The sequence below is a fragment of the Bacillus pumilus genome (assembly GCF_024498355.1).
GTDB lineage: Bacteria > Bacillota > Bacilli > Bacillales > Bacillaceae > Bacillus > Bacillus pumilus_P.
Genome location: NZ_CP101833.1, coordinates 755,868 through 769,780 on the forward strand (window position 1 = coordinate 755,868; position 13,913 = coordinate 769,780).

At 42.5% G+C, this 13,913-nt stretch carries 12 protein-coding genes; 9 read left to right on the top strand and 3 right to left on the bottom strand.

All coding sequences use genetic code 11. The features are described 5' to 3' along the window. Positions 1-26: 26 nt before the first annotated feature. The gene (locus tag NPA43_RS03600) at positions 27-1,580 is read right to left on the bottom strand and encodes an ABC-F family ATP-binding cassette domain-containing protein (RefSeq protein WP_256499381.1); all 1,554 of its coding nucleotides are present in this window, start codon (positions 1,578-1,580) and stop codon (positions 27-29) included. 152 nt (positions 1,581-1,732) lie between these two features. On the opposite strand from NPA43_RS03600, the gene NPA43_RS03605 reads away from it, so the two are divergent. Further along, on the top strand, positions 1,733-2,875 hold the full coding sequence (locus NPA43_RS03605) for a DEAD/DEAH box helicase (RefSeq protein ID WP_099727314.1): 1,143 nt from the start codon (positions 1,733-1,735) through the stop codon (positions 2,873-2,875). A gap of 36 nt (positions 2,876-2,911) precedes the next feature. On the opposite strand, the gene NPA43_RS03610 is transcribed toward NPA43_RS03605, so the two are convergent. Both NPA43_RS03610 and NPA43_RS03615 read right to left on the bottom strand, forming a co-directional pair. After that, complete coding sequence (locus tag NPA43_RS03610; RefSeq protein WP_099727701.1) at positions 2,912-3,916, bottom strand: NADP-dependent oxidoreductase; 1,005 nt, start codon at positions 3,914-3,916, stop codon at positions 2,912-2,914. 121 nt (positions 3,917-4,037) lie between these two features. Continuing rightward, positions 4,038-4,415 carry a YfmB family protein gene (locus tag NPA43_RS03615; protein ID WP_099727700.1) on the bottom strand — a complete coding sequence of 126 codons (378 nt, stop codon included), beginning with the start codon at positions 4,413-4,415 and terminating at the stop codon, positions 4,038-4,040. Positions 4,416-4,636: 221 nt separating this feature from the next. Here NPA43_RS03615 and NPA43_RS03620 point away from each other — a divergent pair, with 221 nt between their 5' ends. From NPA43_RS03620 to NPA43_RS03655, 8 genes are all read left to right on the top strand, one after another. Continuing rightward, positions 4,637-4,984: a YflT domain-containing protein gene (locus NPA43_RS03620; RefSeq protein WP_230031713.1), complete on the top strand. Its 348-nt coding sequence runs from the start codon at positions 4,637-4,639 to the stop codon at positions 4,982-4,984. A gap of 1,126 nt (positions 4,985-6,110) precedes the next feature. Beyond that, entirely contained in the window at positions 6,111-6,767 is a 657-nt protein-coding gene (locus tag NPA43_RS03625; protein WP_099727698.1) for a class I SAM-dependent methyltransferase, read from the top strand. A 20-nt stretch (positions 6,768-6,787) separates the two neighbouring features. Further along, on the top strand, positions 6,788-6,934 hold the full coding sequence (locus NPA43_RS03630) for a hypothetical protein (protein WP_180275520.1): 147 nt from the start codon (positions 6,788-6,790) through the stop codon (positions 6,932-6,934). 397 nt (positions 6,935-7,331) lie between these two features. Further along, on the top strand, positions 7,332-8,057 hold the full coding sequence (locus NPA43_RS03635; protein WP_099727697.1) for a GTP cyclohydrolase II: 726 nt from the start codon (positions 7,332-7,334) through the stop codon (positions 8,055-8,057). 32 nt (positions 8,058-8,089) lie between these two features. After that, entirely contained in the window at positions 8,090-8,878 is a 789-nt protein-coding gene (locus NPA43_RS03640; protein WP_249705277.1) for a formylglycine-generating enzyme family protein, read from the top strand. 18 nt (positions 8,879-8,896) lie between these two features. Then, positions 8,897-10,654, top strand: coding sequence for a WD40 repeat domain-containing protein (locus NPA43_RS03645; protein WP_099727696.1), 1,758 nt, complete (start codon positions 8,897-8,899; stop codon positions 10,652-10,654). Between the two features lie 284 nt (positions 10,655-10,938). Next, positions 10,939-12,024, top strand: a complete 1,086-nt coding sequence (ribD, locus tag NPA43_RS03650; RefSeq protein WP_256499382.1) for a bifunctional diaminohydroxyphosphoribosylaminopyrimidine deaminase/5-amino-6-(5-phosphoribosylamino)uracil reductase RibD — start codon at positions 10,939-10,941, stop codon at positions 12,022-12,024. Between the two features lie 301 nt (positions 12,025-12,325). Then, positions 12,326-13,855 carry an exosporium glycoprotein BclB-related protein gene (locus NPA43_RS03655; protein ID WP_256499383.1) on the top strand — a complete coding sequence of 510 codons (1,530 nt, stop codon included), beginning with the start codon at positions 12,326-12,328 and terminating at the stop codon, positions 13,853-13,855. Positions 13,856-13,913: the final 58 nt, after the last annotated feature.

A 13,913-nucleotide genomic window follows, 5' to 3' on the forward strand; every position in this document is an offset into this window, starting at 1 on the left:
GCATAAGACATAAGGATTTTTTGTCGTTATAATACTTTTGTCGTCCAAGATTCGCAATTCCATGTTTCGGTTGCAACATCTTGATAAAATTCAGGTTCGTGAGAAATCAATAAGACGCTGCCTTTATATTCTTTTAGAGCGCGTTTTAGTTCTTCTTTGGCATCGAAATCCAAGTGGTTTGTCGGCTCATCGAGAACAAGTAAATTGGTTTCTTCGTTGATCAGCTTGCAAAGACGAACCTTTGCTTTCTCTCCTCCGCTTAAAACAGATACGCGGCTTTCAATATGTTTTGTCGTTAATCCGCATTTGGCAAGGGCAGCTCTTACTTCATATTGTGTGTAAGAAGGGAAGGTGCTCCACACCTCTTCAATACAGGTGTTGCTGTTTTGCTCTTTTACTTCCTGCTCAAAGTAGCCAATGTGCAGGAATTCTCCGCGTTCAACCTCACCAGAAATTGGCGTGATCTCTCCTAGAAGACTTCGCAGCAACGTCGTTTTTCCGATTCCATTTGCGCCGTATAACGCAATTTTTTGCCCGCGTTCCATTTTCAGATTCAAAGGGCGAGAGAGCGGCTCCTCATAACCGATCACTAAATCCTTCGTTTCAAAAATCAATTTCCCGGAAGTACGTGCAGGCTTAAAGTGAAATTCTGGTTTTGGCTTTTCTGCGGCCAATTCAATCATGTCCATCTTATCCAGCTTCTTTTGACGAGACATGGCCATATTTCTTGTGCTGACACGTGCTTTGTTTCTGGCGACAAAATCCTTTAATTCAGCGACTTCTTGCTGCTGCCTTTTATAGGCTGCTTCCAGCTGCTGCTTTTTGACTTCGTACACTTGTTTGAATTGATCATAATCACCGACGTAGCGTGTCAATTCTTGATTTTCGACATGATAAATCAAGTTAATGACACTGTTTAAAAACGGAATGTCATGTGAGATGAGGATAAACGCATTTTCATACTCCTGTAAATAGCGCTTCAGCCACTCAATATGCTGCTCATCCAAATAGTTGGTCGGCTCATCGAGAAGGAGAATTTCTGGCTTCTCTAACAGCAATTTCGCAAGCAGCACTTTCGTACGCTGACCACCGCTCAGCTCTGTCACATCACGGTCTAGCCCAAGATCCGTTAACCCAAGACCTCTTGCAATTTCTTCTACCTTGGAATCAATGATATAGAAATCATTGTTTGTCAGTGCATCCTGAATGATGCCAACTTCTTCTAGCAGCTTTTCTAGCTCATCAGGGTCAGCTTCACCCATTTTTCCATAAATGTCATTCATTGCTGCTTCCATGGAAAATAAATAATGGAAGGCATCCTGAAGGACCTCACGAATGGTTCTTCCCTTTTCTAGTACCGTATGCTGATCAAGGTAGCCGACGCGGACATTTTTAGCCCATTCGACTTTTCCTGCATCTGGCTCTAGCTTACCAGTAATAATATTCATAAACGTTGACTTTCCTTCACCGTTGGCGCCGATTAAGCCGACATGCTCGCCTTTTAATAAACGGAAGGAGACTTCGTGGAAAATGGCTCTGTCACCAAAGCCATGGCTTAAATCTTTAACAGATAATATCATTTTTTACACCTCAAATAGATTCAAAACGGCTAGTGCCTCTCATGATTATATCGAACTGTCCGGCTCGATAAAAGCATCAAAAGAAAAATTGCGTTTCAAAGCTGATTTTGAGATACTTAAGGATAGATTGAATGAGGATAAAGGAGATCGACATGACGGAAACTTGGGCATTTTTTAAAGAAGCAAAGCCATTTATTCAAGAGAACTTTGAAGCGGCTGGCTTCGGGCAACCAACAGCTATACAAGAAAAAACAGCAGAGTGGATTACGAAGAAGCGTGATGTGATTGCAGAATCACCAACTGGAACAGGGAAGACACTTGCGTATGTTCTGCCGCTCTTAAATAAAATTGATGTGAATATCAAACACCCGCAAGTCTTAATCTTGGCACCTTCAAGAGAGCTTGTGATGCAAATTTTTGATGTCGTGCAAGAGTTCAAACAAGGATCAGACATCAAAGCTGTCTCCTTGATTGGCGGAGCGAACATCAAGAAGCAGCAGGAAAAGCTAAAGAAACACCCGAACATCGTTGTGGCCACACCTGGCCGTGTACAAGAATTAATCAAAATCAAGAAACTGAAAATGCATGAAGTCAAAACGATCGTATTAGACGAAGCAGATCAGCTTCTTGTGCCAGAGCATATGAAAACGATCCAAGCGATCATTAAATCCACATTAAAAGAAAGACAAATCCTTTGTTTTTCTGCGACTTTGAAAGAGGAAACGATTCAACTAATCAAAGAAATGACATCTGAACCAGAGGTGTTGAAAATCGGCAGAAGCCAAGAAGAAGCGCAGAAGGTAGGTCACTATTATCTGTTATGTGATCAGCGGGATAAAGTGAAATTACTGCAAAAGCTATCGCGGCTTGAGGACATGCACGCGCTCGTCTTTGTCCGTGATATCACGAACTTAAGCATTTATGCAGAGAAATTAGCGTATCACCATGTGGACCTTGGTGTGCTTCATAGTGAAGCGAAAAAAGCGGAACGTGCTGTGATCTTGAAGTCATTCGAACAGCGTGAATTCCCGCTTCTTTTAGCAACAGATATTGCAGCAAGAGGCATTGATATTGATGATTTGCCGTACGTGATTCATGCAGATCTGCCAAATGAAGAAGGCTATATCCACCGTTCAGGCAGAACAGGCCGTGCAGGCAAAGAAGGGGCTGTCATCAGCCTTGTCACACATCAAGAGCATGCGATGCTGAAAAAAATGGCGAAAAAGCTGAATATCTCGCTTGAGGAAATTGTGTATAAGCAAGGCCAGCTGCATCTTGCGCCTCAACAGGCATAAAAAAAGGACCCGCCAGAAGGCAGGGTCCTTTTCTTGTTATGAAATTTTGACAAGCTGTTTCCCGACATTTTCGCCTTTGAACAGTCCAATGAATGCATCAGGAATGTTGTCAAAGCCTTCGGTAATGGTTTCTTTGTAAGTGAGTTGATCTTCTTTCACCCATTGTGCAAGATCCTTTGCCGCCTCTTCAAAACGATCTGCGTAGTTGGCAACAATAAACCCTTGCATCAATGCGCTTGTTTTAATGAGCTTTGTTTGCACACGCGGTCCAATGTCCTCGCTTGCGCTAATGTTATAAGAAGAAATAGCCCCGCACACTGGAATGCGTGCAAAACGGTTCAAATGATTCATCACTGCGTCAGAAATCTCACCGCCTACATTGTCAAAATACACATCGACACCGTTTGGACAGGCTTTTGCAATAGCATCATCTAAATCATTTGTTGTTTTATAATTAATGGTTTCATCAAAGCCCAGCTCTTTTAAATAAGCAAGTTTATCATCAGATCCGGCAATTCCGACGACGTGTGCGCCTTTGATTTTAGCGATTTGTCCGACAACGGAACCAACGGCACCTGCGGCTCCTGAAATGACAACCGTCTCGCCTTCTTTTGGCTGACCAATTGAAAGAAGTCCAAAATAGGCTGTTTGCCCAGGCATGCCCAAAATCCCTAAGTAATAGGATAATGGCGCAATGGATGGATCAATTTTTGTCAGCGACTCAGCTTTGGCAGTCGAATATTCCTGCCAGCCGAGGAATCCAAGGACAAAATCACCTTTTTCAAATTGAGGAGATGTTGACTCGACGACTTCTCCGACAACACCACCTTGAATCACTTCATTTAGTTTGAACGGAGGTGTATAGGATTTTGTATCCTGCATTCGTCCTCTCATATAAGGATCTACAGAAACATATTTCGTTTGAATCAAGACTTCGCCATCTTGCGGCACGGGTATATCAACTGTTTCAAAACGAAAAACATCTTTTGTAGGTAATCCTTTTGGACGTTTTGCTAATTGAATTTGCTTTTGTTGACTCATGTCAAATCCTTCCTTTCACTTGCATCCTAGTTTTACATTAACATGATGCTTCTTTTCATTCAAAACATACGGTCTTTTCAAAACACATACAAAAAAGCAGCCACCATCCAAAAGAATGGGACTACTTTTTTTGAAAAGAGACAGAGAAGAGCGGCGGGAGACAACCAAACAGCTGATATACGTCCGCATCACGTTCTTTTAACAAATATTCATTTGCATTTTGCATGGAGGCTTTTATCATATCGCGCGTCACAAAAGGAAAAAGGATATTCAAGTATGAGGACAACAGGTCTTGTGGATCTTGATCAATCGACTCGATATCTCCAATGTTCATAATGATAGAAAAGAGATAATCAATGGAGATGTGAAAGTGCTGTTCAGCAAACAATGTAAGCGACTTTGCTTTTGCTTCTTCAGGATTCCACTTTTGAAAAAGCTGTTTCACCAAATCACTGACAACCCAAGCATTAAACTGCTGCTCCACTGAAAAATAATACATCAGCTCTACCTCATTTCTAGCCTCCAGTATAAGAATTGTACAACAAATCAACAGGAATGAACACGATATTTCAGAAAATTTAGTCAATTTCACAGGGTTTTTGTCAAAAATAAGTCAATAGGCACGGTAAATACATGCAGCAAAATGGATGTGCTCGTGGAAGGTTTAATGACAAAAGTGACGGGTAAAAGATTCGTAAGAGGTTAAAGGAGGAATATAAAATGAAACCTGTTGTAAGAGAGTATTCAAATGATGAAACACTTCAACGAGATGTAGAGCAATTAAAAGAACTCGGTGTTGCAAGAGAGGACATTTATGTTCTGTCCCATGACGATGACCGAACAGAGCGTATTGCAAGTCATGCAGATGCCAATACGATAGGTCCAAGAGAAGTTGGACTTAAACATGCTGTTGGGAATATCTTTAGTAAAAAGGGCGATGAGCTCCGCAATAAAATTCAAGAGATTGGATTCACTAAAGAAGAAGCTGAAACATTTGAAGAACACTTAGACGAGGGAAAAGTCCTTCTATTTGTAACAGATCATGAAAAAGTGAAAACCTGGGCCTAAACGCAAACTTTAAAAAGCCTCTTGACAAAGGGCTGAAATTTTTATTTTAGCCCTTTGTCTTCTTTTGAAGTCAAGGAAGGACGAGCACTGGAACGAAGCGAATTTGACATTCGTGAGCACCAGAGCGCAGACCTGACAAAGAATGCGAGAGTTGTCTACACGCTAAGCCTCTTACTTTTGTAAGGGGCTTTTTTTCATGTCTTCATGTTTAGATCAGACATCCATCTTTTTTACTGTAATAAGAAAGTTGAATGGATTGGAATAAACAGTAAATCATCTAATTGAAAATGTAGAAATACCAAAGAAAATCATCAAAAAACAGAAAAAATAGTCGAAATATCACAAATAACCACTCGGGAAATAATTATGATATATTTCATTTTTGTCTCAAAATGAAATAAAAATCTTGTGTAATTTAGTAGATAAATTTCTTAGTTCTATAGATTTAAATTGTATTTTTGTGTAGAAATTAGTGTTTTAAGGTCAAGAAACCACGAAAAATACCTGTATTTTCAATTAGAAAATTCATTCTAATATTTAGGAAATAATCTATTGACAAAATAATCTAAAAACAATATATTGAGCTTAATCCAGTCGTTATGGAATTAGTTGTTAAAAAATCTGGTAGGTTTACTCGAAGCATATTCTAGTGAAAGGTGGTGCATGCAACCAAAGGACAAGTGATTCTGAGGGATATACATGTTCTACTAGACTAGAGAAAATGATTTTTTATTTGAAGAAGAAACGGAAGAATGATAGTCGTTTTAAACAATAGTTTGAACTTTCTACTACGATCAATTTGCAAGATGTATCAAAAAGATGTCAGTTCTTGTATAAGCCGATTAGAGGAATACAAAAGAGAAAGCGCTTTCAATTAAACCTTGATCAAGCAGTGAAGGAGGTGAACTCATATGAAAAAAAGAGACAACAAGCTGAGGCGCCGTATCTTGCGAATGGCTGCATGTGAGGATGAGTGCTGAAAAAGAAGAATGAACATGTGGGATGCTTCTCTTTTTTTAGAAAACAGATTTTTCTAGAAAATCCATCTTTCATTCTATCATAAGGCTTTTTGCTTGAAGACCATCATTGTCAGAAAAGGTGATTGTGAATTGAAGGAGGTCCCGTGATGAAAAAGGCTTTGTACCATGAAGACAGTGGGTTGTATTTAGAAAAAATGCGCATGGCATTTCAAGAACACTATGAGCAAAGAACAGATATGTGGTCCACTGATCCGTCATTAACGGACGCAGCTGTGATGTCATTAAAGGCATGGCGTTCAAGGGAAAAGGATGCACTTGCTTCTGTGCTGGATATCGGGTGCGGGAACGGCCGGGCACTTGAACATTTAAGCGGACTTTCAGCATATGTCGGCATTGATCTGTATGAGCATGAGGAGTGGGAAGGGTTAAAGAAAAAAGACACGATTTCTGTCCATTTCGTTCATCAGGATTTTATGTCATGGTCGAGTGATCAGGGGCGCGAGGTGCAGTTTGATTTAATTTTAGATCATGGCTGTTTTCACCATCAACATCCTGATGATCACGAACGTTACTTAAAGCAGGTCTCTTCTTTACTTCATGAAGGTGGCGTCTTTTCACTTGTTGTATGGGGAGAAGAGTGGAAAACAGGATTAATCGGAGAAGATGGCCGATTTCATTTTTCGTTTTCAGATTCTCAGCTTGGAGAAAGAATTTGTACATCAGGTCTTGAGCTTGTATCGATTGCACCATTAAAAGCAAAGGCCGGAATCAGCCAGCATCATGTCATTGCCGTCAAAATCTAGTACAAAGGAGGATAAACACGATGTATGAAGTGATGGTTCTTGGTGCAGGTTCAAGTCCAAGTGGCTTAAGTGCTGCAATCATTATAGCTGAAAAGAAGTATCATCTATTCATCAATGGTGAGTGGCGAGCCCAGCTGATACGCACTTATGTGACCAATAGCATATAAAGAACCAGATCTTCTAGTAAAAGGTAGAAAGCAGCTCGAAGCTTACGGAGGTGTTCTTTTAAGAAAGGGCGTGCAATTACCGGATGGTGTCGCTGCTCTTACAGAGAATACAGCGTATGAAGCTCGATTTCTGCTCCTTTGTACTGGACAAAGGCCAGGTCGAAGAGTCGTCGTTCTTCAGGCATTTCTTTTACGAAAATAAAGGGACTTAAACGATGAGAGGCATCGCGCATCCATGGAGCGAATGTATGCACCCGGCATTTGTACAGGCATTTCCTCACAAGCCATGATTGCAGCTGGAAACGCGTGCCCAGGCTGAGGGAGTGTGCATATTCATCACTCCATCACTGCGCTGTCAAAATCGAATTGGGTGCAGTGATGAATAGGGGGGAGACAAATGAACAAGTTTGTAGCTGAATTACAATCAATGATTCATCATTTTTCATTTCAAGAAAAAAACTATTTGCTCGTGGGGCCAGTGAATCTGCCAATCTCTATTCAACATGAGGAGGTGCAGTTTAAATGGTATGCCTTTTCACCTGTTGAACCAGATACAAAGCCAACGATCGAATCCATTGTACAAATGAGTACCACGCAGCAAACATTTTCCTCTTGTCTCCTATTTGGCGACTTTGAAAATGAGGTACCTCCGCTTGTGCGAATTCATAGTGTCTGCCAAACAGGGGATGTGTTTGGGTCACTGAAATGTGATTGCGGTCCACAGCTTGCGTTATCGCTGAAGAAAATCACAGAACACGGAAAAGGCATGCTTGTGTATATGGCCAACCAAGAAGGGCGTTCCATTGGGCTGATGGCGAAAGCATTCACGTATAAATTACAGGAAATGAAACTGGATACGTTTGAGGCCAATCGCCTGATCGGCTGCGGAGATGATGATCGGCATTACGAGGAAGCTGCGGCTGTATTGCACTACTTAAACAAAGGGAAACCATTGCACCTGTTAACAAACAATCCAGATAAAGTCGACTCCATTGCTGCTTACGGGCTTCCAGTTTTACGATTTGATCATACGGTAGAAGCCTCTCTCTATAACGAAGCGTATTTAAAGGCAAAAGCAGCCTCAGGGCATATGGTCGATGAGAAGAAATTAATTAATCAGTAGATGAGTTTATTTAAAGAAGGCGGGAGAAAAGCGTGAAACCTGATATCAATTGGATTCAAATCCCAAGCGGCTATGCAACGATTGGAAGTAATGAAGAAGATATGAAAAAGGCATCAGAATTTTGGAAGGACAAGCTTCTCAATCCAGCCTATGGACGTGAGAAAAAATTTCAAAAATGGCTGTACAAAGAATTTCCATCCTATCAGCCGTATATCAATGAATTTTTTATCTCAGATACGGTCGTACCAAATGAATTGTATCAAAGCTATTGTGATGAAACAGGCCAGACTTATCCGGAAAGCTTAACGAACCCAGAGCTTGGCGGAGGAAAAGACCATCCAGCTTGGGGCATGGATATCGAGGAAGCCTTCTCGTTCTGTCAGTGGCTGAGCGGGAAGCTCGGATATGACGTTTCAATCCCTACTGAAGAAGAATGGGAGTATGCTGCCCGGGGTAACACGAGAAATCAATACCCGTGGGGAGATGAGTTCGATCCTTCTTGCTGCAATACGCACGAATCCAATATCGAAAAAACGACGCCTGTCCGTCATTACGAAAAGGGCAGATCCCTATTTGGACTTTATGATATGGGAGGCAATGTCGAGGAATGGGTCAACACCAAATATCACGTATATGAAGGCGGGATCGAGGTCGTAGATGATTTAACGGAAACAATCGGCAGCGATTACTACATTCTAAAAGGCGGCTCCTTCGCAAGAGGCGGAGATTTATGCAGAGTCGCAAGAAGACACGGGAAGCACCCAGACCCCGTTTTTCGATTTACTGGTTTTCGTCTAGTTACTCGTCAAAAAAACATATAAAGATAGGAGTGTAAAACCATGCATAGAGGACCAATTACATCTGTTTTATCTACTGAGCATGACCAAATTGTCTACACTGGCGGCTATGACCGCTGTATTTATAAGTGGGACCGGGCAACAGGAGAAGGAACGTTTATCGGGAGTCACGAGCATATCATTAACTCTTTATCTCTTTCTGAAAGTGGAAAGTATCTAGCGAGTGCATCGTCAGACTATACCATTCAATTGTATGATACAGGCACACAGACACGAATTCGTACGCTGTTTGGTCATGCGGATGATGTGGAAGCCGTCGCCTTTGCCAAACAGGATACCTTGCTAGTATCGGTATCTAGAGATAGAAGATGCTTAGTATGGGATATCGAAACAGGAGCCATCTTACGAGAATTCCATGGACATAGCAAAGATGTATTAGCTGTATGGATACATGGGGATAAAGCTTATACAACAGGTGATGATGGCTATGTCCTTGTTTGGCTGTATGATACAGGAGAAATTGTGGGGGAAATTGGCCCATTTGATTATGAGCTGGACACAATCAGCGGCAGCAATCAAAAAGAAGTGTTTGCACTTGGCAGAGATGATGGCACCGTCATCATATATGATGCGAACACTTTACAGGAGAAAAAAATCATCAAAGCCCATTTACAGGGTGTAAAGCGTGTGAATTTTTCTCCGAGCGGAGATTACTTGCTGACAGCAGGCTATGACCATTTAATTAAGCTGTGGAATTATGAAACGGGAGATTTAATCGATACGCTGCTGCCTCATAAATATCAATGGGAGCGCTCGCTTGTCTGGACAGAGGATGAGAAGGCCATCCTAGGAGCCAGCTTTGGGAAAACGTATTGTGAATGGTCGATTGAAGAGGGAAAAGTCATATCTGATGAGATTGAACTGGCGACACCGTCTATTAATGATATTGCGTTGACTGATACGGGTGACATCATCACCGCATCAGATGACGGAAAATTCAGAAAAAACGGGATCGAAATCGCAAAATCGACAGGCGTTTTAACAAATGGGGTGGCTGTCGCACGGGATGGAAGCTATTATGCTTGGGGAGATCATGCAAGTCAAGTGCACATTGTACACGAATCATTACAGCAAATGGTCTCTTTTGATCTCAACACAGGCCCAGTCAACAGTGTGTATTTCCACGAGGAGGACCGGCAATTCTATATTGGAACTTACGGCGGTTATGTGCATGTCATTTCGACGGAACACTTAAAGGAAATCGGCCGTTCCAAAGCACATGATTGTGCGGTCAAAGCATTAAAGGTAGAAGGAGATCATATCATCACCGCTGCGGTTGAAGGGACCATCTGTCTTCTAGATAAAAAGAGTTTGTCCTTAAAAGCGGAATATATCGGTGCGACAGAGCTATTAAATGATGTATTTATTGATAGCAAAAGAGACCGCATTGCCATTGTCAGCCGTGACAAGAATGTCAGATTGTTTGATTTGCATACAGGTAGAATTTTAGACCAGCACAATGAGCATCAATATTCCATTAAATCAGTCACTGTTACAGATTCTGGCTATATTGTGAGCGGAGATTATTGGGGATACATCGTTGTGTGGAATCCAGAGTTACATGTGAATACTGGTCCAATCAGAATTGCCAAGAATGGGATTAGTGCAATCAGACAATTAGGTAATGATGTATATGCAAGCTCATATGACGGCGGTATTTATCACATTAGAGAAGATGGTACGCATACGGAAGTACTGCGCTTATTTGAACAATTTCCGAAAGAAGTAATCTCTCATTAAGAAAAAGAATGTAAGCGGGGGATTCTCATGATAAGTGTTTGCAAGGAACATATGAAAAAGGGTCTGACTGTACTCAATTGTCCGCATGTGCTCCTCATTAATAAATATGAATTACGCAAATGCTGTTTCTGTAAACAACGAGCATCGTATAAACTGTTTTATTCCTTGCCTTACTATGATCGATCTGAAAAGAAACGGATGGAAAAAATTTAGCACATGAGAATAGAACTCCTTCATTTTCCTGAAGGAGTTCTTTCCCTTGAAAGAGAAGAAAGGAGCCACAGATGAAAGACGATGTTTTTTATATGAAGCTGGCCATTGCCAACGCAAAGGCAATGAAAGGACAAACCTCACCCAATCCGCTTGTCGGTGCAGTGATTGTTCTACGCGGGGAGATCGTTGGGATTGGTGCTCACTTGAAGGCAGGTGAGCCGCATGCTGAAATTCATGCGCTGCAAATGGCAGGAGAAAAGGCGAAGGGGGCTGACATGTATGTGACACTCGAACCTTGTACGCATCAAGGAAAAACGGGTCCTTGCACACAAGCCATCATCAAGAGCGGTGTGAAACGTGTGGTCATTGGCACTCAAGATCCGAATCCGCTTGTAGCAGGTAAAGGGATGACCATGTTGAAAGAAGCAGGGTTAGAAGTAGAAGAAGGAATATGTAAACAGGAAGCAGACCGCTTAAATTTGCCTTTTTTTCATTTGATTCAATCAGACCTTCCGTATGTCATATTAAAATCAGCTATTTCAATAGATGGGAAAATTGCAACGGCTTATCAAGAAAGCAAATGGATCACCGGAACAGAAGCGAGAACGGAAGTGCAGCTTTTACGTCAAGAAGCAGATGCGGTGATTACAGGAGTTGAAACGATTATTCAAGATGATGCAGGTTTAATTGTGAAGGATTCATTCATCACTCAGCCCATTCGTGTCATTTTAGATTCAACATTAAGGATCCCGCTTCATGCAAAATGTTTAACAGATCATATGGCAGAAACCATTATTTGTACCTCACGAATGTACGATCAAAAAAAGTATGATCAGCTTGTGCAAAAAGGGTATGAAGTATTTGTCACAAACGGGGAACGATGGACAGATCTTCAAGATGTGTTACACATGTTAAAGAAGCGCTCTGTGATGTCAGTACTTGTTGAGGCAGGAGGCAGTGTGAGTGCGTCATTTTTAGAAGCGTCACTTGTGAATGAAGCTGTTATTTATATGGCACCTTTATTGATTGGCGGGAAAGATGCACCTACTATGTTTGAAGGAAAAGGAATAAAAAAACTAAAAGAGGCGATCCGTCCAGCGGATATTGACTATAGTATGGTAGGAAAGGATTTAAAAATGACGATGAGATTTCAATGAAGAAAAGACCTTGTGCATGGAGTGCAAGGTCTTTTCAATATTTCTAAATAAAATGAAAAGTGTACATACACCTTTCCCCATATGGATGAATACGATGGATAGGGGGGATTCTATGAGAAGATGTAGACAGTGCAGAAAAACATATCCAGCTCATTCGGCCGACCACTACCAAAATGGAAGCTGGTATGATGCGTATAAGGATAATGGATGGGTATGTGATAGTTGTAAGAGTGGAAAACCTGAAAAGTCAGTGGAAAATCTTTGTTGCGGACAGGATCCATGTGTTTGTGGAATACAAGGTTTGCCAGGAAGGGGGGATGGAAAAGGCTCAGCAGGCCCAGTAGATGTAGGGTTAACCCGAATTGTGAATTTTGATCCAGCGGTAGCAGCGACCTATCCACTAGATCAAGTTGTGACATACAATGGCAGTACATATAAAGTGAATAAAGCTCTGCCATCAGGAACACCAAGTACATCGGCCGATTACACGTTATTAGCTGCTGCAGGTTCAGCGGGAGTAAAGGGAGACAAAGGTTCAACTGGTGCAACCGGAATAGGGTTAATTGGAATAGTGGATTTTGATCTAGAGACGGTTTCGACACATACATTAGGTCAAATTGTGACATACAAGGGTAGTACGTATATGGTGAATACAGCATCGCCAATGGGTACCCCAGATACATCTCCAGATTATACGTTATTAGCAGGCGCTGGCAACACGGGAGTAACGGGAGCGACAGGAGTAACGGGAGCAACAGGGGATACCGGAGCGACAGGGGTAACTGGTGCGGCAGGAGATACCGGAGCGACAGGGATAACGGGTGCGGCAGGAGTAACGGGAGCGGCAGGAGTAACGGGAGCGACAGGGATAACGGGAGCGGCAGGAGATACCGGAGCGACAGGGGTAACTGGTGCGACAGGAGATACCGGAGCGACAGGAGTAACGGGAGCGACAGGAGTAACGGGAGCGGCAGGAGATACCGGAGCGACAGGAGTAACGGGAGCGGCAGGAGATACCGGAGCGACAGGAGTAACGGGAGCGGCAGGAGATACCGGAGCGACAGGAGTAACGGGAGCGACAGGAGTAACGGGAGCGGCAGGAGATACCGGAGCGACAGGGGTAACTGGTGCGGCAGGAGATACCGGAGCGACAGGGATAACTGGTGCGGCAGGAGTAACGGGAGCGGCAGGGGTAACGGGTGCGACAGGAGTAACGGGTGAAAGAGGAGTAACCGGCGCTACCGGAAAAACAGGAAAAGCAGGGAAAACAGGGAAAACAGGAGCCACCGGAGCCACTGGTTCAACAGGTGTCACAGGATCGAGTGCGATTATCCCATTTGCATCAGGAACTCCTGCTGTTTTGACGACAATCGGAGGCGGTCTAGTCGGGACATCTAGCTTGGTTGGATTTGGTAACTCAGCGACAGGTGTCAGCATTGTAGGTGGGATCATTGATTTAACAGGAGCCGCAGGAACTTTATTAAACATGGCATTTTCTGTACCGAGAGCTGGTACCATTACTTCATTTGCCGGCTATTTTAGTACGACAGCAGCACTTTCTTTAGTCGGCACAAACATCACAGTGACAGCTAGCTTATTTGCTTCACCGACACCAGATAACAGCTTCACTCAAGTAGCGAGCGTCACATTGGCTCCAGACTTAACAGGGATTTTATCGATAGGTGCTATTTCAAACGGCATCGCTACCGGCCTGAATGTGCCAGTTACACCGGAAACAAGATTACTGGTTGTATTCTCTGCGACTGCAACAGGCTTATCTTTAATTAACACCGTAGCAGGCTATGCGAGTGCTGGTTTATCCATCACGTAATCAACAAACAGGGATGACTTGATTTGAGTCGTCCTTTTTTGTTTGAATGAATTTTCTC